The organism is Mycobacterium sp. 852014-52450_SCH5900713 (assembly GCF_001667075.1).
GTDB lineage: Bacteria > Actinomycetota > Actinomycetes > Mycobacteriales > Mycobacteriaceae > Mycobacterium.
Window position 1 is genome coordinate 12,372 of the sequence record NZ_LZIL01000069.1, and the last position, 22,287, is coordinate 34,658.

A 22,287-nucleotide genomic window follows, 5' to 3' on the forward strand; every position below is an offset into this window, starting at 1 on the left:
CCATGCTCGACGCCGTACGCCGCGACATCCGGGCCGCCAGGGAGCGCGACCCCGCTGCCCCGACCACGCTGCAGGTGATCTTCGCCTACCCGGGTGTGCATGCCATCTGGGGCCACCGGATCAGCCACTGGCTGTGGAACCGCGGCGCCCGGCTGGCCGCGCGGATACTCAACGAGGTCACCCGCATCCTGACCGGGGTCGACATCCACCCCGGCGCCGTGCTCGGAGCGGGCCTCTTCATCGACCACGCCACCGGAGTGGTGATCGGCGAGACGGCCGAAGTCGGCGAGGACGTGACGATCTACCACGGCGTCACGCTCGGCGGCAGCGGACGGGACACCGGGAAGCGCCACCCGACCATCGGTGACCGGGTGACCATCGGCGCCGGCGCCAAGGTGCTCGGAGCGATCAAAATCGGCGATGACAGCCGGATCGGCGCCAACGCTGTCGTAGTCAAAGAGGTTCCGTCGAGCGCCGTGGTCATCGGGGTTCCCGGCCAGGTCATCAGTCGCCACGGCCGAAACAGCCCGGACGACTCGATGATGCCCGACCTCGTGGGCGTCAGCCTCCAGTCCCTCCTCACCCGGGTCGCCAAGCTCGAGGCTTCCAACGACGGGCAACAATCCGCAAGCGTCATCCGGCCACCCGAAGCCGGGGTGTGGCACGGCGAAGACTTTTCTATCTGAGGACCCAGTGAGCACTCTTGTGATCGCAGCGACGGCGCTGATCGCTGCGCTGGGGGCCGCCACTGCGGCAGGAGCGATGATCAATCGACGGTCCGGGGTACTTCGCGAGACGAGTCTCGGACCTACACAGGACGCGGCAGATCTCGGCTTGTCCGAGGCGGGTCCGACCGTCGTCCATTTCACCGCAGCATGGTGCGGTCCGTGCGCTTCGGTGCGTCGCGTGGTTCAGCAAGTGTGCGGCGATCTCCCCGACGTGACGCATCTCGAAATCGACATTGACGCCAATCCTGCCGCCGCCAAGCGACTTTCGGTGTTGTCACTGCCTACCACGTTCATCTTCGACGCCGACGGCCGGCAGCGGTACCGCACCGCGGGCGTCCCCAAGGCCACCGACCTGCGACAGGCACTGCAACCTCTGCTGGCTTGACCCGCGCGCCCGGCGCCGCGAATGCCGTTCAAGATGCGATCACCGCGATCGACGCTACGGTTGCCGTAAGGGACCGAGTCACGGACGGAGATTTGCGATGAGCGACCCGCACGCGCCGAAGATCCCGGCGGCGCTGTCCTCGCCGAGTCTGAACCGTGGAGTGGGCTTCACGCACGAGCAGCGGCGGCGGCTGGGCCTGACCGGGCGGCTCCCACCGGCGGTGCTCACGCTCGACGAGCAGGCCGACCGGGTGTGGCATCAATTGCAAAGCCTGGCAACGGATCTGGGCCGCAATTTGCTGTTGGAGCAGCTGCATTACCGCCACGAACTGCTCTACTACAAGGTGCTGGAGGATCATCTGCCGGAACTGATGCCGGTGGTCTACACGCCCACCGTCGGGGAGGCCATCCAACGGTTCTCCGACGAGTATCGCGGACAGCGCGGGCTTTTCCTGAGCATCGACGCCCCCGACGAGATCGAGCCCGCCTTCGCAACTTTCGGGCTGGAAGCGGGCGACGTCGACCTGATCGTGTGTACCGACGCCGAAGCGATCCTGGGCATCGGCGACTGGGGCGTGGGCGGCATCCAGATCGCGGTTGGCAAGCTGGCGCTGTATACCGCCGGGGCCGGCATCGATCCCCGCCGCTGCATCGCGGTTTCCCTCGACGTGGGCACCAATAACGAACAACTGCTTCAGGATCCGTTCTACTTGGGCAATCGTCACGCCCGCCGCCGCGGCGACGAATACGACGACTTCGTCAATCGCTACATCGAAACCGCTCACCGCCTGTTCCCGAAGGCGATCCTGCATTTCGAAGACTTCGGGCCCCTGAACGCACGGCGGATCCTGCACACGTACGGCGACAAGTACTGCGTGTTCAACGACGACGTCCAGGGAACGGGCGCGGTGGTCGTCGCGGCCGTGTACGGCGGATGCCACGTCACCGGCGTCCCGATGCGCGACCAGCGGGCCGTCGTCTTCGGGGCCGGCACCGCCGGGGTCGGGGTGGCCGATCAGATTCGCGACGCAATGGTGTCCGACGGCGCCACCATCGAGCAGGCCACCGCGCAGATCTGGCCGATCGACAAGCAGGGCCTGCTATTCGACGACATGGAGGACCTGCGAGATTTCCAGGTTCCCTACGCCAAGAACCGCGCCCAGCTCGGCTTGGAAGCCGCGGATCGGGTGGGATTGGTGGACACCATCAAGCTCGCCTCCCCCACCATCCTGCTCGGCTCCTCGGCCGTGTTCGGCGCCTTCACCGAGAAGGTCGTGCAGGCCATGACCGCATCGTGTGAGCGCCCGATGATCTTCCCGCTGTCCAACCCGACGTCGCGCATGGAAGCCATGCCGGCCGACGTGCTGCAGTGGTCCGACGGCAAGGCGCTGATCACCACCGGCACCCCCGTCGCGCCGATCGAATACGACGGCACCACCTACACCATCGGCCAGGCCAACAACGTGCTGGTGTTCCCCGGAATCGGACTGGGCATCATCGTCGCCGGGGCCCGGCTACTGACCAAGGAAATGCTGCAGGCCGCAGCGAAAGCCGTTGTGCAACAGGCTAGCCCGTCAAAGGCCGGCGATTCACTGCTCCCCGATGTCAGGGAATTGCGCGCCATCTCGACGTCGGTTGCCGAAGCCGTGTATCACGCCGCCGTCGCCGGCGGGGTGGCCACAGAAACGCACGCCGACCCACGGCAAGCCGTCCTCGACACCGTCTGGACGCCGGCCTACGACTAGCGCCTTTCGGATAGTTCGGCCCCGGGGTCATTCGGGTGCGGCGCCAGGGGCGTCACCGCATCGGTACGCCACACGCGCAGCGGCATCGAGGCCAGCACCTCCTCGAGCCGGTCCTGGTCCGCAGCGGCGAACAGACCGAGCGTGCGCCATTCACCCGGCCGCAGCGGCGGCCGCCACAAGCGCAGCAGATGCCCCTGCGCGGCGAGCTCGCGGGAATGCGCGGCCTCCCGGGCCCGAACCTCGTCGATTGCCTCCGGCGGGGTGCCGTCGGGGACATGCGTCGTCATCGTGACCAAGAACTCCACCGGCCCTCCTAATTGGTTGCGCTCACAGTAGATTCACGAAGGACGAGCACGCCAGCGCGATGGCGCGACGCGGCAACCAGACCACGCAAGGAGACCGCTATTGACCGCCGATCAGGCCTACCAGAAAGTCGCGATCGTCACCGGCGCCTCGCAGGGCATGGGGGCCGCCCTGGCCGAGGCCTACCGCGACCTCGGCTATGCCGTGGTGGCCAACTCGCGCTCGATCACCGCCGGCGATGACCCCGGCACGGCGGCCGTCGCCGGTGACGTCGCCGATCCCGCGACCGCCGACCGCATCGTGGCGACCGCGGTGGAGCGGTTCGGTCGAGTGGACACCCTGATCAATAACGCGGGCGTCTTCGTTCCCAAACCATTCACCGAGTACACGGCGGCGGACTACGCGTTCGTGACCGGGGTGAACCTCGCCGGCTTCTTCCACGTCACGCAGCGCGCCATCGCCCGGATGCTGACGCAAGGCGGGGGCGGCCACGTCGTCAACATGACCACGTCGCTGCTCGACCAGCCCAACTCCGCAGTGCCCGCGGGATTGACCGCCCTCACCAAGGGCGGCCTGGCGGCGGTGACCAAGTCGCTGGCCATCGAGTACGCGCATTGCGGGATCCGCGTCAACGCCATCTCCCCGGGCAACATCGCCACCCGATGCATGCCGACGACAACACGGCCGCGCTGGCCGCCATGCATCCGCTGGGCCGGATGGGCGCCATCGCCGACGTCATCGAGGGGATTCGGTACCTGGAGGGCGCCACCTTTGTGACCGGGGAGACCCTCCACATCGACGGCGGCCAGAGCGCCGGACACTGAGCCTCAACCTTGCTCCCCCGCCTGGACTCGAACCAGGAACCTATCGGTTAACAGCCGAACGCTCTGCCAATTGAGCTACAGGGGATCAACACGATCGCGGGACGACTCTAGCGTACTGGCATAACCGCACCCAACCGGACAGGACCGACTCGGTCTCGCCCCGGGGAGCGGATCGGGCGCGCACGCATAGGGGCGGGTGAGGCAGGATGGGAACGGTCGCTACTCGGGAGGAACGCTTTGATCCGGTATGTCGTGGTGCTGGGACTGGGTTACGTGCTGGGCTCGAAGGCCGGGCGTCGCCGATACGAGCAGATCGTCGGCACCTATCGCGCGCTGACCAGCAGCCCGGTCGCCAAGTCAGTAATCCAAGGGGGACGCCGCAAGATCGCGAATCGGATCTCCCCGGACGCCGGATTCGTGACCGTTGCCGAGATCGACGACCAAACGGCCATCTTGGAGCGCGGTGCCGAGCGACCGGCCGACGAGGCCCTCACATCGTCAGATCGTCGCCGCTAGCCTGCTCCAGCAGGCTGCGCCGGTAGGCCTCCATGGCTACCAGGTCACCGAATAACGCGTGGTACTCGTCGCCCTGTTCGATCGGCGACATGCGCTGCAGCTTGGACTTCACCTCGGCGATCTGCCGGCCCATCCACACTTCCTGCAGCCGGGCCAGCACGCCGGCGATGTAACGCACCAGCTTCTCGTCGTCGTCGACCTGGATGGCCTCCACCCCGAGCTCGCTGACCAGCCCGGCGGTGAGGTCTGAGCCGGCCCGTTGGCGCACCGCGTCGATCCACTGTCCCCCGGTGACGCCGCTCGACGTGCCACCCGCGGCCTCGATGGCGGCGCGCACGGCGGCGTAACCGGGATGGGTGAAGCTTTCGACGGGGAGCGTGTCGAATACCGGCCCGGCCAGCGCCGGATATTGCAACGCCGACTTGAGCGCCGCACGCTGCGGCCTGAGTGTCGGGTCACGAGGGTCGGGAAGTTTGGCGGTGGGGCGGCCCGGGGCCGCCGCACTGGGCTGCTGAGCGGCGCCGCGGGGGGCGTTGGGGCCGGAACGCGCCGGGGCCGGCGACTTCTTGGCCTGCGTGCGCACCCGGTCGATGACCTGCGCCACGTCGTCCCAGCCGACCCAGCCGGCGAGCTGGCGGGCGTACTCGTCGCGCAGCGTGGGGTCTTTGATCTGGCTCACCATCGGCACGCAGCGGCGCAGCGCCGCGACCCTGCCCTCCGCGCTGTCCAGGTCCATCTCGGCGATCGCCGTGCGAATCGCGAATTCGAACAAGGGGGTGCGCCGCGCCACCAGGTCGCGCAGCGCGCCGTCGCCGGACTTCAACCGCAAGTCGCAGGGATCCATGCCGTCCGGGGCCACCGCGACGAAGGATTGCCCCGCCAGATTCTGCTCGCCGCCGAAGGCCTTGAGCGCGGCAGCGCGCCCGGCCGCGTCACCGTCGAAGACGTAGATCAGCTCGCCGCGGAAGAAGCTGTCGTCCATCATCAGTCGGCGCAGCATCGATAGATGCTCGTCGCCGAATGCGGTGCCGCACGACGCCACGGCGGTGGTGACGCCGGCCAGATGCATCGCCATCACGTCGGTGTAGCCCTCGACGACGACCGCCTGGTGCCCCTTGGCGATGTCGCGTTTGGCCAGGTCGATGCCGAACATCACCGACGACTTCTTGTACAGCAGGGTCTCGGGGGTATTGATGTACTTGGCTTCCATCGGATCGTCGTCGAAGAGCCGGCGGGCGCCGAACCCGATCACCTCGCCGGCCGCGCTGCGGATGGGCCACAACAGTCGGCGGTGGAAGCGGTCGATCGGGCCGCGCCGCCCCTGCCGCGACAGGCCCGCCGCTTCCAGCTCCTTGAACTCGAAACCCTTGCGCACCAGATGTTTTGTCAATGAGTCCCACCCGGACGGCGCGAATCCGCAGCCGAATCGCCGGGCCGCCTCGGCGTCGAAATTCCGTTCCGTCAGGTACTGGCGGGCCGGCGCGGCCTCGTCGGATTCCAGCGCCGCCGCGTAGAACTCCGCCGCGGCCGCGTTGGCCGCGACCAGCCGGCTGCGGCTGCCGCGGTCGCGCTGCACGCTGGTCGCCGGGCCGGTGTAGCTGATGGTGTGGCCGATCCGGTCCGCGAGCAGTTCGACGGCCTCGACGAAGGTAACGTGTTCGATCTTCTGGATGAAGGCGTAGACGTCGCCACCCTCCCCGCAGCCGAAGCAGTGGAAGTGGCCGTGGTTGGGGCGAACGTGGAACGACGGCGACTTCTCGTCGTGAAACGGGCACAGGCCCTTGAGGGAATCGGCACCGGCGCGCCGCAATTGGACATAATCGCCGACGACTTCTTCGATGCGGACCCGCTCGCGGATGGCGGCGATATCGCGATCGGGAATCCGCCCCCGGCCCCGGGGCCGGGCGTCATCCTCCCCCGCGCGCGGGTGGTGCCCCCACGAACCTGCCGGGCTGGACATCGGCTCAGTCTAGAGCGCCGAGCCGGCCGGCTATCCGGTTCCGATGACGCCGCATGCCACCCGTTCCATCGCGTTGTCGGTGTCTTGGGCGCCGTGCAGCATCAAGGCAGTCTTGTTGCCGCCCAGCAGCTCGTCCCGGTTGAACGAATCCGTGGTGGTGACAAGGTAGGCCGAGCCGTCCGAACGCACCTCCAGCGACGTCAGGTCACCGCTCTCCGGCTTGCCGGTGTGTCCGGGCGCCTGGTAGTGGCCGCCGGCGGACAGGAAGTTTCCGGGCGGACCGCCGGTCGGGGCAACCGAGTTGGGCTCGCATTTGCCGATCTCGTGGACGTGCAGGCCGTGCAGGCCGGGTGACAGGATGCCGCCGGTCACCGTTTTGACGGTGACGGTCACGTATCCGCCGGTGAAGTCGAACGTAGCAGTGGCAGCCGACCGCCCGTCCGGCGTCTTCAGTTGCGCGGTGAGCGATTCGCCGTTGGGCGCGGGCGTCGTCGTCTCACCCGACGACGCCGGTGGGGCGCTCTTCACCGGCGGGGTGGTGCCGGGCTGGTTGCTCGCCTGTTGGGGTGAGCTGCATGCGGTCATGGCGACGACGGGAAGCCCCACCGCGAGGGTGGCGATACCGCTGAATTTGGTCATGTCGGGCAGCCTAGCCCGCGGTGACAACGGGACTGCCGTGGGATGACCTGCGGCCGAGCAGCGGCTAACCGGTGGCCTGGCGCGCGTCGATGCGTTCCAGCCGGCCCTCGGTATATGACGCGATCTGATCGACGATGACCCGTAGCCGGGCGCGGTCGTCGGCCGCGGTGGTGAACGCCGCGGCGAAGACCGGGTCGAGTGTCTGGGGTGCCCCGGCGTAGAGCCAACGCGCCACCCGGTGAATCCGTTCACGCTGCAGGCCCTGGGTGTTCAGATGCCTCGGATCGGACATGATGAATTGCAGCGCCAGGATTTTCAGCAGGGCGACCTCCGCGCGCACCAGGTCGGGCACCAGCAGGTCGGCCCGGTAGCGGACCAGCGGCCCGGGTCCGGCCGCGGCGCGGGTCGTGGCAATGGCGGCCGAGGCGAACCGGCCGACCAATTCGCTGGTGAGTCGCTTGAGCGCGACCGCCGCGGCCAGCGTCGCGTCGTACTTGCCGACGGCGGCGACCACCGGCAGCCCGGAAAGCCGCCGCGCGGCCGCCATGAAGTCGTCGGCGCTCACCCGGGAGAATTCGCTTTCACCCAGTTTCGCCAGGGCGGCCGCCTCGTCGTCGTCGGCGAGCACGCGCAGGTCGATGCGCTGGGAGACCACGCCGTCCTCGACGTCGTGTACCGAATAGGCGATATCGTCGGCCCAGTCCATCACCTGCGCTTCCAGGCACATCCGGCCCTCCGGCGCGCGCGCGCGAACCCAGGCCGCCTGCTCGCGGTCCTCGTCGTAGAACCCGAACTTCCTCCCCTGTTGACCCAGCCCTCTGCCGCGGTACCACGGATACTTGGTGACCGCGTCCAAGGAGGCGCGGGTCAGGTTGAGCCCAGCGCTATTGCCTTGCTCGTCAAGCACTTTGGGCTCGAGGCTGGTCAGGATGTGGAAGTTTTGCGCATTACCCTCGAAACCGCCGTAGTCGGCGGCGAACTCATCCAGGGCGCGCTCGCCGTTGTGGCCGTAGGGCGGGTGCCCGATGTCGTGGGCCAGACCGGCCAGCTCGACCAGGTCGAGGTCGCAACCCAAGCCGACCGCCATCCCCCGCCCGATCTGGGCGACCTCCAGCGAGTGCGTCAGCCGGGTGCGTGGTGTGTCGCCTTCGCGGGGCCCGACGACCTGGGTCTTATCGGCGAGCCGGCGCAGCGCGGCGCTGTGCAGCACCCGGGCCCGGTCTCGGGCGAAGTCGGTGCGGTGCTGACCTTCCGTACCCGGCAGACCGGCAGTCTTCGGCGCTTCGTGTACCCGCCGTTGACGGTCGAAGTCGTCGTAGGGGTCTTGCCGATTCATGTCCGCCTTCTTAGTCACCGCAGCACAGTCTGCCAGGGAACGCGGGACGGGGGACCGCTCCGCCGCACGGCTCTTTGCCCGCGTCGCCGCGGGGCTAGATTGACGTCATGCGCACTGCCCGGCTGCTAGGTGTCATCGCGACAATCCTCGCAATTGCTTTCAGCGGCGGGCTGCTCGTGGCACCCGGCGCCGGCGCGCAACCCCCGTTCCGGCTGGCGGATTACGTCACCGACAACGCGGGCGCCCTGTCGGAATCCGGTCGTGCGGCGGTCACCTCGGCGGTACGCAAGCTGTACACGGATCGCCACATCCGGCTGTGGGTGGTCTACGTCGACGACTTTTCCGACCAGAGCCCGGTGAACTGGGCGCAGCGCACGGTGCGTACCAGCGATCTGGGTGACTATGACGCCCTGCTCGCCGTCGCCACCGCCGGCCGTGCCTACGCCTTCCTGGTGCCGTCCACCGTCAAGAGCGTCAACGCTCGCCAGGTCGATGACTTGCGGCACAACAAGATCGAGCCCGCCTTGCACAACGGCGACTGGAGCGGCGCCGCGATCGCGGCGGCCAACGGGCTCAACACGTCACCGGGTTCGTCGGGCCGGGTGGCCCTGCTGGTCACGCTCGCGATCATTCTCGGCGCGGTGGCGGCCTTGCTGCTGGTCATGCGCTATCGCGGTCGGCGCCGGCGCGCGGCCGAATTGGCCGCGGCCCGACGGGTCGACCCCACCGACTCCCAAGCGCTGGCCGCCGTGCCGCTGCAGGCCCTCGACGACCTGTCGCGTGCACTCGTGGTGGACGTGGACAACGCCGTGCGAACCAGCTCCAACGAGCTCGACGTCGCGATCGCCGAGTTCGGCGAAGAGCGGACCCAACCCTTCACCCAAGCCCTGACCAACGCCAAAGCCGCTCTGGCCCAAGCGTTCACGGTACGACAGGAACTGGACGACAGCACACCGGAGACGCCCGACCAGCGCCGCGAGTTGCTCACCCGGGTCGTCCTTTCGGCGGCGCGCGCCGATCGGGAACTGGAGTCGCAGACCGGGGCGTTCGAGAACCTGCGCGATCTGGTGATCAACGCCCCGTCGCGGCTGGACGCGCTGACCCAGCAATACGTTGAGCTCACCACCCGGATAGCGCCCTCAGAGCAGCGGCTGGCCGAACTGCACGACCAATTCGACGCCACCGCACTGACTTCCGTGTCCGGAAATGTCTCGGCCGCCAAGGAGCGGCTGGCGTTCGCAGACCGCAACATCGGCACCGCCCGGGATTTGGCCGCCGAAGCCGTCAGCGGCCGGCAGGCCGGCTTGGTGGACGCGTTCCACGCCGCGGAGTCCGCGCTCGGGCAGGCGCGGGCGCTACTCGACTCGGTGGACAACGCGGCCACCGACATCCAGCACGCCATCGACCGGCTGCCGTCGGCCATGGCCGACATTCAGGTCGACATCAACCGGGCGGGCGATCTCCTGAAGCGAGCGGAGACGACCGCTCACACCGGCGATCTGCGCGCGGCGCGCGATGCGGCCACGCGGGCCGTCGACGGCGCGCGTGCCGGCGGCTCCACGGACCCGCTCGGCGCGTTCGCGCAGTTGGCCAAAGCGGATGCCGATCTCAACGGGCTGCTGGTCACCCTGGCGCAGGAGCAGGCCAGCGCCGAGCAGCTTAACCGGTCGTTGGAGCAGGCGTTGTTCACGGCCGAGTCGCGGGTACGCGCGGTCTCCGACTACATCGACACGCGTCGCGGCAGCATCGGCCCGGAGGCCCGCACCCGGCTGGCCGAAGCCACCCGGCACCTGCAAGCCGCGCGGGACAAGAGGGCGACGAATCCGAACGAGGCAATCTCCCACGCCAACGCGGCGTCGACGCTGGCCGCCCAGGCGCAGTCGTTGGCCAATGCCGATATGCAATCGATCCAGCGCGCCTACACGCGTCGCGGCGGCAGCGACATGGGGGCAATGCTGGGCGGCATCATCATCGGCGACCTGCTCAGTGGGGGTATGCGGGGCGGCTTCGGCGGCTGGAGTCCCACATCGTTCGGCGGGTCTTCGGGGGGATCGTCAGGGGGCGGCTTCATGGGCGGCGGCGGCCGATTCTGAGTCGCTCGCCCTAGCACGCGGCGGTCAACCGGCGGCCGGTGAATGCGGAATCACGCCTCCGCTGCGCGGTACGTCGAAGCGGGGTTCGGCTTCGCCTTCCCACCGCTGCCACTCGTTCCATTCTTTGGCGTCCGCGACCGCGGCCGGGGCGGGGACGTCAGTCGCCGGGTCGCCGGAATCGACGCTCACGTCCGGCTTCGGGGCCCAATGGTCGTAGTCATCCGGCGGAACGACCACACCCCAAACGAGTGGAACCGACAGGCCACCGAGCATCCCCGACTCACCCCGAACCGCCGACACCGAGTCATCTGGTAACGGCGGACCAAGAGGCAAAAGCATGTTGCCCCCTTCCACAGCCGACTTTCGGATGCTGTGGCCGAACCAATAACAGCAAGCAGGCACATCGTAAGCCAAACTTCAGACAAATACCCGAAAAACGTGGATTTGCTTCCGCAGGCATCCCGACGCCCGGGCCGGTGCGGGGCGAGGGGGCTCAGCGCTTGCGAACGGCGGTGGCCCCCCGCTCTCAACCCTTGGTCCGCGGCACCACCTTGGGCCGCGACTGCACCACGTGCGGGTTCTCCCCGCCGCGGCGGCCCCTCCGGTCGGTCTTGTCTTTGTCGGTGTCCCGCTCGTCCATCGCCATGGCCATGGCTGACGTGGAACCGGCGGGTGCGGACGACGCGGCGGACGATCCCCCCGTCGCGATCGGAGTCGGTAGTTGGGTGCCCAACGCCGGCACCGCGAGACTGGTCAGGACCGCCGGCACCGGCATCGACCCCTGCCAGGTCGGTGGCACCGTAATCGCTCCAACGAACCGCGCGGTGCCCAACCCGGCCGTGGCGACGCCCAGCCCACCCAGCGATTGCGGCGCGTGCAGGCCGCCGGTGGCGAGCGGGGTCTGCCCGGCCACGGTGGTGACACCGGCCATTGCGGGTGCCGCCGGCCCGACGTTGTGGGCCAGCACCATCATCGGGGACATCAGCGCGGTCGCGGGGTACATCCCGATCGGTGCCAGGGCGGTCATCGTCGTGACCGGCATGGACGAGAGTAACGACGTCACCGACGACAGGCCGGGGAAGAAGGCCCCGAGCACCGCCTGCAGCTGCGAAACAAAGCCGGCCCCCAGCGACGAGAACGCTCCGAAAGCCTGGGACACGAAGTCCAGCGGCGCCGTTACCAGCCCCGCCAGTCCACCCAGGGGTACCGGCGGGGCGCTGAACGCCGGCAGCGTCGCCGCCACCGTCTGCGCCCCGATGTGATAACCCACCATCGCGGCCACGTCCTGGGCCCACATCTCCATGTACTCGATTTCGGTCATCGCGATCGCCGGGGTGTTCTGACCCAAGAAGTTCGTGGCGATCAGCATCAGCAACCGGAGGCGATTCTCGATCACCTCCGGGGTGGGCACCGTCGCCATGAACGCCGCCTCATAGGCCCCCGCCGCCGCCGTCGCCTGGGCCGCCGCCAACTCGGCTTGCCCGGCGGCCGAGATCAGCCACTGCAGGTACGGCGTCGCCGCCGCCACCATCGCCACCGACGACGGGCCCATCCACGGGCCGGCGGCCACTCCCGTCACAACCGACTCGAACGACGCCGCCGCGGCCGCCAAGTCCGCCGCCAGCGCTTCCCAGGCCGAGGCCGCCGTCAACAGTGGTCCGGGGCCTGCGCCGCCATACATCAGGGCAGAGTTGATCTCGGGGGGGAACAGCATAAAAGCTGGAATCATCGCATCCCCAACCCACCGACTACCGAGTCAACGACACTTACACCCACACGAACCGACACCCACCCCCGGCGACTAGACACGTGAGCAACATTCGGATCGAGCCTAAGCCAATCGGCTATCCAAATGCGGTTTTTTACGAAACGTTTAATTACGTGGCGGCGGCGTGTCCATGCCGGTCAACAGGCAAGGTGGGACTACCGGGACCGGCGGTGCCAGCGCCGGTCAGCAACCCTTGAGCCGCGCCGCCAAGTAGTCGGCGACGGCGTTCATCGCGACGCGCTCCTGCGTCATGTCATCGCGACGGCGCACCGTGACGGCGTTGTCTTCGAGGGAGTCGAAATCCACCGTCACACAGAACGGCGTCCCCACCTCGTCCTGGCGCCGGTAGCGGCGCCCGATCGCGCCAGCGTCGTCGAAATCGATGTTCCAGCAGGTGCGCAGTTCGGCGGCCAGGTCGCGAGCCTTGGGACTCAGGTCGGCGTGCCGGGACAGCGGCAGCACCGCGGCCTTGACCGGGGCCAACCGCGGATCCAGCCGGAGCAACGTGCGCTTCTCCATCACGCCCTTGGCGTTGGGTGCCTGGTCCTCGGTGTAGGCGTCGATCAGAAACGCCATGAACGACCGCGTCAGCCCGGCCGCCGGTTCGATGACATACGGGATGTAGCGGGTATCGGTGCCCTGGTCGTAGTACGACAGGTCGGCGCCGGAATGTTTTGCGTGCGTTGACAAGTCGAAATCGGTCCGGTTGGCGACGCCCTCCAGTTCGCCCCACGGGTTGCCCGCGAAGCCGAACTTGTACTCGATGTCGACGGTCCGGTCGGAGTAGTGCGAAAGCTTCTCGGCGGGGTGCTCGTACAGCCGCAGATTCTCCGGGTCGATACCCAGGTCGAGATACCACTGCAGGCGGGTGTCGATCCAATACTGGTGCCATTCCTTCGCGGTCGACGGCTCCACGAAGAATTCCATTTCCATCTGCTCGAACTCGCGGGTTCGGAATATGAAGTTGCCGGGCGTGATCTCATTGCGAAAACTCTTGCCGATCTGGCCGATACCGAACGGCGGCTTCTTGCGCGCGGTGGTGACGATGTTGGCGAAGTTGACGAAGATGCCCTGCGCGGTCTCCGGACGCAGATAGTGCAAGCCCTCCTCGGTCTCGATCGGCCCGAGGTGGGTCTTGAGCATCATGTTGAACTCGCGCGGCTCCGTCCACTGGCCCTTGGTTCCGCAATCCGGGCAGACGATCTCGGTCATCGGCACCGAGTCGGGGTCGTCGATCCCCTTCTTCGCCGCGTAAGCCTCCTGCATGTGGTCCTGGCGATGCCGGTGATGACAGTTCAGGCACTCGACCAGTGGGTCGTGGAAGACCTCGACGTGGCCGGAGGCCACCCAGACCTGCCTCGGCAGGATGATCGACGAATCGATGCCCACGACGTCGTCGCGCCCGGTGACCACCGATCGCCACCACTGCCGCTTGATGTTCTCCTTGAGTTCCACTCCCAGCGGGCCGTAGTCCCACGCCGACCGGGTGCCGCCGTAGATCTCTCCCGAAGGAAAGACAAAGCCGCGCCGTTTGGCCAGGTTCACTACGGTGTCGATGACGGACGCCACGGGGTGGTGCACTCCCTTTCCGGGTTTGAACGGGCACGAACGGCGCTCGACCGCCGTGCGCAGAGCATTCGTCATCGTAACGATCGGCCCCGCGGTCTTTGACATGCGTCATCATGCATGTGACAGTGGAAGTCGACCGCCTCACGGCGCGCCCTCCCCGCTACCTGGCCCTTCTCGAGGTGATGACTCTCTCCATGGCGATGTCCCCATCCCCGCCTTCCTCGCTGCCGGCCGCCGCCGATGGTGACGTGGGACCGGCGATGAGCGTGGTTGCCCACGAGCACGGCGAAACCGGGTCCGCCGGACACCCGCCGGCCGATTACCCCGTCCCGCCGCCGCGCGAGATTCTCGACGCGGCCGGTGAGCTGCTGCGCGCGCTGGCCGCCCCGGTGCGGATCGCCATCGTGCTGCAGTTGCGTGAATCCCAGCGCTGCGTGCACGAGCTGGTCGACGCGCTCGGCGTGCCGCAGCCACTGGTCAGCCAGCACCTGAAGATCCTGAAGGCCGCCGGCGTCGTCGCCGGGGAGCGATCCGGCCGCGAGGTGCTGTACCGGCTTGCCGACCATCACCTGGCGCACATCGTGGTGGACGCGGTCGCCCACGCGAGCGAGGACACACAATGACACGCGCCGGCGACGATGCAGAACGAAGCGATGCTGAGGTGGGGCGCCAATGACAGGCGCGAGTATCCGATCGACCCGTCAGCGGGCGGCGATCTCCACGCTGATGGACACCCTCGACGACTTCCGCTCGGCGCAGGAGTTGCACGACGAGCTGCGCCGCCGCGGCGAGAACATCGGGCTGACCACCGTCTACCGGACGCTGCAGTCAATGGCGGCGGCGGGAATGGTGGACACGCTGCGCACCGACACCGGCGAGTCGGTCTACCGCAGGTGTTCCGAACACCACCATCACCATCTGGTCTGTCGCAGCTGCGGTTCCACCATCGAAGTCGGCGACCACGAGGTCGAACAGTGGGCGGCGCAAGTCGCCTCCAAACACGGCTACTCCGACGTCAGCCACACCATCGAGATCTTCGGCACGTGTTCACAGTGCGGGTCCTAGGCTGACCCGAGCCGGCCGAACGCGGCACGGTGGAAAAAAGTTCTGAAAAAAGTGTCCAACACGCGCGCCCCGCGTGCTCCTACCCATGAGTGGCCCACAGGCCGAGACAAGCAAGAACTCTAGGGAATTGAGAGCACCATGCGGCACCACGCATCACCCCATCTGCGGCCCGTACGCGACGTCGAGGCTCCGTCACTGCAATTTCGCACCATCCACGGCCACCGACGCGCCTTCCGGGTCGCCGGGTCGGGACCGGCTCTGTTGCTGATCCACGGCGTCGGCGACAAGTCCACGGCATGGGAGCCTGTGCACGCCAAACTTGCGCGACGGTTCACGGTCATCGCACCGGACCTGCTGGGCCACGGGGAATCGGACAAACCACGCGCCGACTACTCATTGGCGGCCTTCGCGAACGGCATGCGTGACCTGCTTGCCGCGCTTGACATTGACCGCGTCACCCTGGTCGGGCATTCGTTCGGTGGCGGTGTCGCAATGCAATTCGCCTATCAGTACCCGCAGCTGGTGGAGCGCATCGTGCTGGTCAGCAGCGGTGGCGTCGCCCAGGAAGTAAGCGTGGCCTTGCGATTGGCGGCGATGCCGTTGGGCAGCGAGGCCCTGGCCATGCTGCGCATGCCGGGCGTGATGCCGGCGGTCCGACTGTTCGGGCGGGCCATGGCTACCGTACTGGGCCCCACTAACCTCGGGCACGACGTCGCCGATGTGGTGAATCTGCTCGAAGGCTTCCGGGACCCGCGCGCATTGTCGGCGTTCGCACGCACCTTGCGGTCGGTGGTGGACAGGCGTGGCCAATTCGTCACAATGCTGGACCGAAGCTATCTCGCGCAACCCATTCCGGTGCAAGTGATCTGGGGTGAGCACGACTTGGTGATCCCGGTAGACCACGCCCGGATGGCCCACGATGCGGTGCCCGGGTCACGCTTAGAGATCTTCGAGAACTCCGGGCACATGCCGTTCAAGGACGACCCGGATCGCTTCGTCGAAGTCATCGAGCGCTTCGTCGAGTCGACCCGGCCGGCTCAGCACGACCAAGACCTCCTACGCTCGTTGCTGCAGACCCGCGTGCGCGAAAACGCCCGGGGATCGGTAGCCATCGCGGTGACCGAATCGGCGGTGTCCTAGCGCCCTAACCCGTCAATGCGCGACGTATCTCTATGCCGCTATCCAGCACCAACAGAACCAGGGTGCGCAGCGCGTCGTCGGTCAAGCCGCCGCCGGGAAAGTTGTAGCGCAGCATCACGTCGGCGGTCTTGGCCGCGCCTTTGCCCGAGTTGCGTTGCACGGCCTTCTCGTTGACCTTTTCGACCATCGTGACGCTGCCGAAATTGCTGGTGCGGGCCTGCTTGGCGACCTGATCACTGATCTTCTTGGTCAGCGGCAGGTCCCACGCCAAGACTTGGGTGAGCGACACCAGGTCGAGGTCGTCGGCGATGTTCACCACCCGCAACGACGCGATGGTCCCGGCATGGCGCACCGTCAGCGCCCCGTCGGACTCCTCCTCGACCGCAAGAACGACACCGAGTGCCGACGCCAGACGTTCCTGCAGTGACGGCATTGGATCCTCCCCGTGAGGACCCGTTGCGCCCGGCTCCGCCGCGCTTCCGGTCCCCACTATGCGCTCCCGAATCTTCTGTTGCGCGAAGCGTATTCCTCGCACGCCGCCCACAGGTCGCGGCGGTCGTAGTCGGGCCACAGCTTGTCCTGGAAGATGTACTCGGCGTAAGCGGCCTGCCACAGCATGAAGTTGCTGGACCGCTGCTCCCCCGAGGTCCTCAGGAAGAGGTCCACGTCGGGGATGTCGGGCCGTTGCAGGTGATGCGCCACCGTCGACTCCGTGACGCGTTCCGGGTTCAGCCTGCCGACGGCGGCTAAGCGCGCGATTTCCTTTGCAGCATCCGCGATTTCGGCGCGACCTCCGTAGTTGACGCAGTAGTTGACCGTGATGACGTCGTTGTCCTTCGTCATGTCCTCCGCAATCGCCAACTCATTGATCACGCTGCGCCACAGCCGTGGCCGCGAACCCACCCACCGGATTTTGACACCGATGGTCTTCAAGTTCACCCGGCGCATGCGGACCACGTCCCGGTTGAAGCCCATCAGGAAGCGGACCTCTTCGGGCGACCGCTTCCAGTTCTCGGTGGAAAACGCGTAAAGACTCAGCCACTTGACGCCGATTTCTATTGCCCCACAGACGACGTCAATGACTACCGCCTCGCCCGCCCGGTGACCATCGGTGCGGGTCAGTCCCTGCTCGGTGGCCCAGCGGCCATTGCCGTCCATGACGATGGCCACATGATTGGGCAATCGGTCCGCAGGAATACGCGGCGGGGTCGCTTTCGAGGTGTGCTGCGGCGGCCGGCTCGGGCCGCCGTCACGCGACGGCGGCAGCTCGGGGAAGACCACCGGCCATGTCGATTTGTCGGGGAAAACCGGGTAATCGTCGGGCGCCGGGGGCAGCTGCGGAAAGCCGGTCGACTTGAGCTTGCGCTCAGCTTTAGCCACAGTCCAACTGCTCCATCAGCGCTGCGCGCCGTTCGGCGATGGTGCGGTCGACGTGATACGGCCGTTCCACCAGTGGCAACGTCTTGAGCTGGCGTTCCAGATGCCATTGCAGGTGCGCGGCCACCAGTCCGCTGACGTAGCTGCGGTGCGATTGCGGGGCCTCTTCGGCGAACTCCCAATCGCCGTCGTGCAGCGCGGACATCAGATCCAGCACGCCCGGCGGCGGTGTAGTCGAACCGGCTGGACGGCAGTGCGTGCAGACGCTGCCCCCGGCGCCGACATGGAACGCGCGATGCGGCCCTGGTGTGGCGCACCGGGCGCACTCGGTCAGCGCCGGCGCCCACCCGGCGATGCCCATGGCGCGCAGCAGGTAGGCGTCCAGCAGCAGGTCCCGGGAGCGGCGGCCGTCGGCCACCGCCCGCAAGGCGCTGACCGTGAGCCGGTGCAGGGCCGGGGCGGGGGCCCGCTCCTCCCCGGCCAGGCGTTCGGCGGTTTCCAGCATCGCGCACCCGCAGGTGTAGCGGCCGTAATCGCTGACGATGTCGGTGGCGAACGCGTCGATCGAGACGACCTGGGTGACGATGTCGAGGTTGCGGCCGGGATGCAGTTGCGCGTCGATGTGCGCGAACGGTTCCAGCCTCGCGCCGAATTTGCTGCGGGTGCGACGAACGCCCTTCGCCACCGCCCGGACCAATCCGTGGTCGCGAGTGAGCAGCGTGACGATCCGGTCGGCTTCGCCGAGCTTGTGTTGGCGCAACACCACCGCCCGGTCTCGATACAGCCGCATCACCATAGTTTTGCACCCCGCCGCGACAATGCTGGTATCCGCGCCGGTTAGTCTCGTACCCCGTGATTGGCGCTTCCGAGTCAGGTCCTGGATCCATTTTCGGATCCGGTGGCCAGCGCCTGCCCACACTGACTGACCTGCTCTATCAGCTCGCCAACCGGTCCGTGACGTCGGTCACACTGGTGCGCCGGTCCCTGCACGCCATCCACGCGAGCCAGCCCACGCTGAACGCCTTCCGCGTGGTGCTCACCGAGTCGGCCCTGGCCGACGCGGCGGCGGCCGACCGGCGGCGGGCGGCCGGAGACACGGCGCCGTTGCTGGGCATCCCGATCGCGGTCAAGGACGACGTCGACGTTGCTGGAGTGCCGACCGCCTTCGGCACCGAGGGATACGTCCCACCCGCCACCCACGACGCCGAAGTGGTTCGCCGCCTGAAGGCCGCGGGAGCGGTGATCGTCGGCAAGACCAACACCTGCGAACTGGGCCAGTGGCCGTTCACCAGCGGACCCGGGTTCGGGCATACCCGCAACCCCTGGTCGCGCCGGCACACCCCGGGCGGCTCCTCGGGGGGCAGCGCGGCCGCGGTGGCCGCGGGACTCGTCACCGCGGCGATCGGCTCGGACGGCGCGGGCAGCGTCCGCATCCCCGCCGCGTGGACGCATCTGGTGGGCATCAAGCCGCAGCGCGGCCGCATCTCCACCTGGCCACTGCCCGAGGCGTTCAACGGCATCACGGTCAACGGTGTGCTGGCCCGCACGGTGGCCGATGCGGCGTTGGTGCTCGACGCGGCGTCGGGCAACGTCGAGGGCGACCGGCACAAGCCGCCCCCGATCACCGCCTCAGACTACGTCGGCATCGCGCCCGGCCCGCTGAACATCGCGCTGTCAACGCGGTTCCCGTACACCGGTTTTCGGTCCAAGCTGCATCCCGAGATCCTGGCGGCGACGCGATCCGTGGCCAGGCAGCTCGAGCTGCTCGGCCACACCGTGGTGCCGGGCAACCCCGACTACGGGCTGCGGCTGTCGTGGGATTTCCTTGCCCGGTCCACCGCCGGTCTGCGGGACTGGGAGGAGCGGCTGGGCGACGGGGTGATCCTCGACCCCCGCACGGTGTCCAACTTGCGTGTGGGCCATGTGCTGGGTCAGGCGATCCTGCGCACTGCGCGCCGGCACGAAACCGAGGCCCAGCGTCGGGTGGGTTCGATCTTCGACATCGTCGATGTCGTCGTGGCTCCGACCACCGCCCAGCCGCCGCCGCTGGCGCGCGCCTTCGACCGGTTGAGCGGCTTCGGCACCGATCGAGCGATGATCGCCGCCTGCCCACTGACCTTCCCGTGGAATGTGCTGGGCTGGCCGTCGATCAACGTGCCGGCGGGGTTCACCTCCGAGGGGCTGCCGATCGGAGTGCAGTTGATGGGGCCGCACAACAGCGAGGGCATGCTGATCTCGCTGGCCGCCGAACTGGAGGCCGTGTGCGGGTGGTCGACCAAGCAGCCGACGATGTGGTGGAACGCCGAAACGGGCACGCCGCCGGTGTCCGGGGCCTCGTCGCGGAAGTGAAACCCGTGCGGCGTATCACCGAAGTTGACTTCGATTGAGCGGCTTCGGGTTTGTCGATGCCCATACCGGGAATGGGCCCCCGGCACGGTGATCGGCGGCGACCGCGAGCGAGTCACGTCCTCTTCGGCGAATTCGGCTACCGGACAATCACTGCGGTGCACGCACACGGGTTGCGCGAGGTCGCGGAGGCGGTCGCATAGCCGGCAGCCACGTGGGTACACCGGAACAATGGACCAATCTGATGCCCCACTGTTAGATGCGCTGGTCGATTACCGGGAGAAGAACAGGTATGGGTTCACGCCGCCGGGCCACCGGCAGGGCCGCGGCACCGATGACCGGGTCCTGGCGGTCCTGGGCCGCGAGCCGTTTCACGACGACGTGCTGGCCAGCGGCGGGTTGGATGACCGCAGGACCAGCCACCAGTACCTCAAGCACGCCGAAGACCTGATGGCCGAGGCGGTGGGTGCCGACATCGCCTGGTTCTCCACCTGCGGCAGTTCCTTGTCGGTGAAAGCGGCGATGATGGCCGTGGCCGGCGGTGACGGCAGCCTGCTGGTCGGCCGGGACAGCCACAAGTCGATCGTCGCGGGCTTGATCTTCTCGGGCGTGCAACCCCGGTGGATCACCCCCCGCTGGGACGCCGAGCATCACTTCTCGCACCCCCCGTCGCCGCGGCAGGTGGAGGAGACCTGGGACAGGCACCCCGACGCCGCCGGTGCGCTCATCGTCAGCCCGAGCCCGTATGGCACCTGCGCCGACATCGCGGGGATCGCGGAGGTTTGCCACGCGCGCGGCAAGCCGTTGATCATCGACGAGGCGTGGGGGGCGCACCTGCCTTTCCACGAGAACCTGCCGACCTGGGCGATGGACGCCGGTGCGGACGTCTGCGTGGTCAGCGTCCACAAGATGGGCGCGGGTTTCGAACAGGGCTCCGTGTTCCACGTGCAGGGCGACCTGATCGATCAGGACCGCTTGTCGGCCTGCGCCGACCTGCTGATGACGACCAGTCCCAACGTCCTGGTGTATGCCGCCATGGACGGGTGGCGGCGCCAGATGGTGCAGCATGGCCACGAATTGCTCGGTGGTGCATTGGATCTCGCGGGCCAGCTGCGCCAGGACATCGAAGCCATCCCGGATGTGGAGGTGCTCGACGACGAATTGCTCGGCGTGCAGGCATCCCACGACCTGGACCGAATGCAAGTTCTGATGGACGTGTCCGCGACGGGCACCTCCGGTTATCAGGCTCATGACTGGCTGCGCGAGCACGCCCACGTCGACACGGGAATGAGCGATCACCGCCGCATCCTGGCGACCCTGTCCATGGCCGACGACAAAGACACCGCCGGCCGTCTCACCGAGGCACTGTGGGCGTGGCGCAAAGCCGCCGACGACTTCGACCCGCCACCACGCATCGACCTGCCGTCGCCCGAGCAGCTGCAGTTGGAAACGGTCTGCCTGCCGCGCGACGCGTTCTTCGGGCGCGTCGAAGCGGTAAGCACCGACCAAGCCGCGGGCCGCGTCGCAGCCGAGCAGTGCACGCCGTATCCACCGGGAATTCCCGCCGTCGTACCCGGCGAGCGCCTCAACGAGGCCGTGCTGGACTACCTGTGTTCCGGTGTGCGCGCGGGGATGAACGTTCCCGACGCGGCGGATCCGTCACTGCAGACAATCCGCGTGCTCGCCTAGCGCGGACGCGACATCACCCTATTGCCAACGGCTTTGACGCTGTCGGGCAGCACGCGGTTGGCGGCACCCATGGCCTTGACGAGCATCGATCCGGCGACGACCTTGTGATCACCGCGCATCAACGCCTCGAACCCTTGCCGGGCGACCTTGGCGGGATCGTCCTTGGGGCCCTTACCCATCAGGGACTCGACCATTTTGGCTCGGCCGAAGAAATTGGTGTCCGTCGGTCCGGGCATCAGCGCCGTGACAGTGATTGAGGTGTCGCGCAATTCATCCTGGAGCGCTTGGGCGAACGATTGGACGAACGACTTCGACGCGTTGTACACCGGCTGATACGAACCCGGCATCTGGGACGCGATGGACGAGGTGAACAACACCTTGCCGGCGTCACGATTGGCCATGTCGCGCAACACCAGCTTGGTCAGGTGAACCGTCGAGCGCACGTTGAGGTCAACGATGCTGAGGTCGTCGGCGAGTTCGCTCTTGAGGAACATCTCGCCGCGGCCGATGCCCGCGTTGAGGGCAGCGGCGCCCAGCACACGGTCGCCTTCGATCGTGCTCTGGTACAAGTGCTCCACCCCGTCAGGGGTGCGAAGGTCGACCTGAATCGGCTGAACGGCGGAGTCCCACCGGGAGAGTTTGTCCGGTACGTCTCTGATGGCGTCGTCTTCGGCCGCCACGACCAGATCGTAGCCGTGCCGGGCGAACTGCTTGGCCAGTTCGAGCCCAATACCGCTGGACGCGCCGGTCACTAAAGCCAACTGTGCTTGGGTCATACGCGACGGCTACCCGTCGCCGATGCCGC

The 22,287-nt window shown here is 67.7% G+C and carries 21 protein-coding genes, 1 tRNA gene and 1 pseudogene; 11 read left to right on the forward strand and 12 right to left on the reverse strand.

The features are described from left to right. Positions 1–2: 2 nt before the first annotated feature. The 3 genes from cysE to A5773_RS20700 all read left to right on the forward strand — a co-directional run bounded on the left by cysE (position 3) and on the right by A5773_RS20700 (position 2,857). Complete coding sequence (gene cysE, locus A5773_RS20690) at positions 3–686, forward strand: serine O-acetyltransferase (protein ID WP_066945327.1); 684 nt, start codon at positions 3–5, stop codon at positions 684–686. Positions 687–693: 7 nt separating this feature from the next. Continuing rightward, a complete protein-coding gene (locus A5773_RS20695) occupies positions 694–1,113 on the forward strand; it encodes a thioredoxin family protein (protein ID WP_066945324.1) in 420 nt (139 codons plus the stop codon). Between the two features lie 97 nt (positions 1,114–1,210). Continuing rightward, complete coding sequence (locus A5773_RS20700; protein ID WP_067261557.1) at positions 1,211–2,857, forward strand: NAD-dependent malic enzyme; 1,647 nt, start codon at positions 1,211–1,213, stop codon at positions 2,855–2,857. A 23-nt stretch (positions 2,858–2,880) separates the two neighbouring features. On the opposite strand, the pseudogene A5773_RS20705 reads toward A5773_RS20700, so the two are convergent. After that, a pseudogene (locus A5773_RS20705) lies at positions 2,881–3,162 on the reverse strand (muconolactone Delta-isomerase family protein); the annotation flags it as partial. A gap of 100 nt (positions 3,163–3,262) precedes the next feature. On the opposite strand from A5773_RS20705, the gene A5773_RS20710 reads away from it, so the two are divergent. Next, the gene (locus A5773_RS20710) at positions 3,263–3,937 is read left to right on the forward strand and encodes an SDR family NAD(P)-dependent oxidoreductase (RefSeq protein WP_369817382.1); all 675 of its coding nucleotides are present in this window, start codon (positions 3,263–3,265) and stop codon (positions 3,935–3,937) included. A 59-nt stretch (positions 3,938–3,996) separates the two neighbouring features. On the opposite strand, the gene A5773_RS20715 is transcribed toward A5773_RS20710, so the two are convergent. Further along, a tRNA-Asn gene (locus A5773_RS20715) sits at positions 3,997–4,069 on the reverse strand. A gap of 152 nt (positions 4,070–4,221) precedes the next feature. Between A5773_RS20715 and A5773_RS20720 the strand changes: the two genes are divergently transcribed. Then, a complete protein-coding gene (locus tag A5773_RS20720) occupies positions 4,222–4,500 on the forward strand; it encodes a hypothetical protein (protein WP_066945315.1) in 279 nt (92 codons plus the stop codon). On the opposite strand, the gene dnaG is transcribed toward A5773_RS20720, so the two are convergent. From dnaG to A5773_RS20735, 3 genes are all read right to left on the reverse strand, one after another. Continuing rightward, complete coding sequence (gene dnaG, locus A5773_RS20725) at positions 4,475–6,460, reverse strand: DNA primase (RefSeq protein WP_066945312.1); 1,986 nt, start codon at positions 6,458–6,460, stop codon at positions 4,475–4,477. The two genes, A5773_RS20720 and dnaG, sit on opposite strands and share 26 nt — an antisense overlap. Positions 6,461–6,490: 30 nt before the next feature. After that, positions 6,491–7,099: a superoxide dismutase family protein gene (locus tag A5773_RS20730; RefSeq protein WP_082948325.1), complete on the reverse strand. Its 609-nt coding sequence runs from the start codon at positions 7,097–7,099 to the stop codon at positions 6,491–6,493. 64 nt (positions 7,100–7,163) lie between these two features. Next, positions 7,164–8,435, reverse strand: a complete 1,272-nt coding sequence (locus A5773_RS20735) for a deoxyguanosinetriphosphate triphosphohydrolase (RefSeq protein ID WP_066945309.1) — start codon at positions 8,433–8,435, stop codon at positions 7,164–7,166. Positions 8,436–8,542: 107 nt separating this feature from the next. On the opposite strand from A5773_RS20735, the gene A5773_RS20740 reads away from it, so the two are divergent. Next, positions 8,543–10,528 carry a YgcG family protein gene (locus tag A5773_RS20740; protein WP_066945306.1) on the forward strand — a complete coding sequence of 662 codons (1,986 nt, stop codon included), beginning with the start codon at positions 8,543–8,545 and terminating at the stop codon, positions 10,526–10,528. A gap of 24 nt (positions 10,529–10,552) precedes the next feature. On the opposite strand, the gene A5773_RS20745 is transcribed toward A5773_RS20740, so the two are convergent. From A5773_RS20745 to A5773_RS20755, 3 genes are all read right to left on the reverse strand, one after another. Continuing rightward, positions 10,553–10,801, reverse strand: a complete 249-nt coding sequence (locus A5773_RS20745; protein ID WP_066945302.1) for a hypothetical protein — start codon at positions 10,799–10,801, stop codon at positions 10,553–10,555. 253 nt (positions 10,802–11,054) lie between these two features. Further along, positions 11,055–12,257, reverse strand: a complete 1,203-nt coding sequence (locus tag A5773_RS20750) for a PPE family protein (protein ID WP_066945299.1) — start codon at positions 12,255–12,257, stop codon at positions 11,055–11,057. A gap of 222 nt (positions 12,258–12,479) precedes the next feature. Further along, entirely contained in the window at positions 12,480–13,877 is a 1,398-nt protein-coding gene (locus A5773_RS20755) for a glycine--tRNA ligase (RefSeq protein WP_066945352.1), read from the reverse strand. Between the two features lie 182 nt (positions 13,878–14,059). Here A5773_RS20755 and A5773_RS20760 point away from each other — a divergent pair, with 182 nt between their 5' ends. The 3 genes from A5773_RS20760 (at position 14,060) to A5773_RS20770 (ending at position 16,070) form a co-directional block, all read left to right on the forward strand. After that, the gene (locus A5773_RS20760) at positions 14,060–14,488 is read left to right on the forward strand and encodes a metalloregulator ArsR/SmtB family transcription factor (RefSeq protein WP_067261569.1); all 429 of its coding nucleotides are present in this window, start codon (positions 14,060–14,062) and stop codon (positions 14,486–14,488) included. Between the two features lie 49 nt (positions 14,489–14,537). Next, the gene (locus tag A5773_RS20765) at positions 14,538–14,930 is read left to right on the forward strand and encodes a Fur family transcriptional regulator (RefSeq protein WP_066945296.1); all 393 of its coding nucleotides are present in this window, start codon (positions 14,538–14,540) and stop codon (positions 14,928–14,930) included. A 138-nt stretch (positions 14,931–15,068) separates the two neighbouring features. Further along, a complete protein-coding gene (locus A5773_RS20770; protein ID WP_066945292.1) occupies positions 15,069–16,070 on the forward strand; it encodes an alpha/beta fold hydrolase in 1,002 nt (333 codons plus the stop codon). 4 nt (positions 16,071–16,074) lie between these two features. Here the strand turns inward: A5773_RS20770 and A5773_RS20775 are convergent, their stop codons facing one another. From A5773_RS20775 to recO, 3 genes are read right to left on the reverse strand one after another with little or no spacing between them, the layout of a single operon-like run. After that, entirely contained in the window at positions 16,075–16,503 is a 429-nt protein-coding gene (locus A5773_RS20775; RefSeq protein ID WP_066945289.1) for a hypothetical protein, read from the reverse strand. A 56-nt stretch (positions 16,504–16,559) separates the two neighbouring features. After that, a complete protein-coding gene (locus tag A5773_RS20780) occupies positions 16,560–17,450 on the reverse strand; it encodes a decaprenyl diphosphate synthase (RefSeq protein ID WP_066945286.1) in 891 nt (296 codons plus the stop codon). After that, positions 17,443–18,237, reverse strand: coding sequence for a DNA repair protein RecO (gene recO, locus A5773_RS20785; protein WP_066945346.1), 795 nt, complete (start codon positions 18,235–18,237; stop codon positions 17,443–17,445). The genes A5773_RS20780 and recO overlap by 8 nt, the downstream gene beginning before the upstream one ends. A gap of 62 nt (positions 18,238–18,299) precedes the next feature. On the opposite strand from recO, the gene A5773_RS20790 reads away from it, so the two are divergent. Next, on the forward strand, positions 18,300–19,796 hold the full coding sequence (locus tag A5773_RS20790; protein ID WP_066945284.1) for an amidase: 1,497 nt from the start codon (positions 18,300–18,302) through the stop codon (positions 19,794–19,796). 228 nt (positions 19,797–20,024) lie between these two features. Next, positions 20,025–21,482 (forward strand): aminotransferase class I/II-fold pyridoxal phosphate-dependent enzyme, encoded by a 1,458-nt coding sequence (locus tag A5773_RS20795; RefSeq protein ID WP_066945281.1) that lies wholly within the window; start codon positions 20,025–20,027, stop codon positions 21,480–21,482. Here A5773_RS20795 and A5773_RS20800 read toward each other — a convergent pair. Further along, the gene (locus A5773_RS20800; RefSeq protein ID WP_066945278.1) at positions 21,479–22,258 is read right to left on the reverse strand and encodes an SDR family oxidoreductase; all 780 of its coding nucleotides are present in this window, start codon (positions 22,256–22,258) and stop codon (positions 21,479–21,481) included. The genes A5773_RS20795 and A5773_RS20800 overlap by 4 nt on opposite strands. Positions 22,259–22,287: the final 29 nt, after the last annotated feature.

What these genes read in the sequence shown, in the direction of transcription:
- cysE (WP_066945327.1), top strand. Translation starts at nt 3, where the DNA reads ATGCTCGACGCCGTACGCCGCGACATCCGGGCCGCCAGGGAGCGCGAC.
- A5773_RS20700 (WP_067261557.1), top strand. Translation starts at nt 1,211, where the DNA reads ATGAGCGACCCGCACGCGCCGAAGATCCCGGCGGCGCTGTCCTCGCCG.
- dnaG (WP_066945312.1), bottom strand. Translation starts at nt 6,460, where the DNA reads ATGTCCAGCCCGGCAGGTTCGTGGGGGCACCACCCGCGCGCGGGGGAG.
- A5773_RS20730 (WP_082948325.1), bottom strand. Translation starts at nt 7,099, where the DNA reads ATGACCAAATTCAGCGGTATCGCCACCCTCGCGGTGGGGCTTCCCGTC.
- A5773_RS20735 (WP_066945309.1), bottom strand. Translation starts at nt 8,435, where the DNA reads ATGAATCGGCAAGACCCCTACGACGACTTCGACCGTCAACGGCGGGTA.
- A5773_RS20740 (WP_066945306.1), top strand. Translation starts at nt 8,543, where the DNA reads ATGCGCACTGCCCGGCTGCTAGGTGTCATCGCGACAATCCTCGCAATT.
- A5773_RS20745 (WP_066945302.1), bottom strand. Translation starts at nt 10,801, where the DNA reads ATGCTCGGTGGCCTGTCGGTTCCACTCGTTTGGGGTGTGGTCGTTCCG.
- A5773_RS20750 (WP_066945299.1), bottom strand. Translation starts at nt 12,257, where the DNA reads ATGATTCCAGCTTTTATGCTGTTCCCCCCCGAGATCAACTCTGCCCTG.
- A5773_RS20760 (WP_067261569.1), top strand. Translation starts at nt 14,060, where the DNA reads ATGGCGATGTCCCCATCCCCGCCTTCCTCGCTGCCGGCCGCCGCCGAT.
- A5773_RS20765 (WP_066945296.1), top strand. Translation starts at nt 14,538, where the DNA reads ATGACAGGCGCGAGTATCCGATCGACCCGTCAGCGGGCGGCGATCTCC.
- A5773_RS20770 (WP_066945292.1), top strand. Translation starts at nt 15,069, where the DNA reads ATGCGGCACCACGCATCACCCCATCTGCGGCCCGTACGCGACGTCGAG.
- A5773_RS20775 (WP_066945289.1), bottom strand. Translation starts at nt 16,503, where the DNA reads ATGCCGTCACTGCAGGAACGTCTGGCGTCGGCACTCGGTGTCGTTCTT.
- recO (WP_066945346.1), bottom strand. Translation starts at nt 18,237, where the DNA reads ATGCGGCTGTATCGAGACCGGGCGGTGGTGTTGCGCCAACACAAGCTC.
- A5773_RS20795 (WP_066945281.1), top strand. Translation starts at nt 20,025, where the DNA reads ATGGACCAATCTGATGCCCCACTGTTAGATGCGCTGGTCGATTACCGG.
- A5773_RS20800 (WP_066945278.1), bottom strand. Translation starts at nt 22,258, where the DNA reads ATGACCCAAGCACAGTTGGCTTTAGTGACCGGCGCGTCCAGCGGTATT.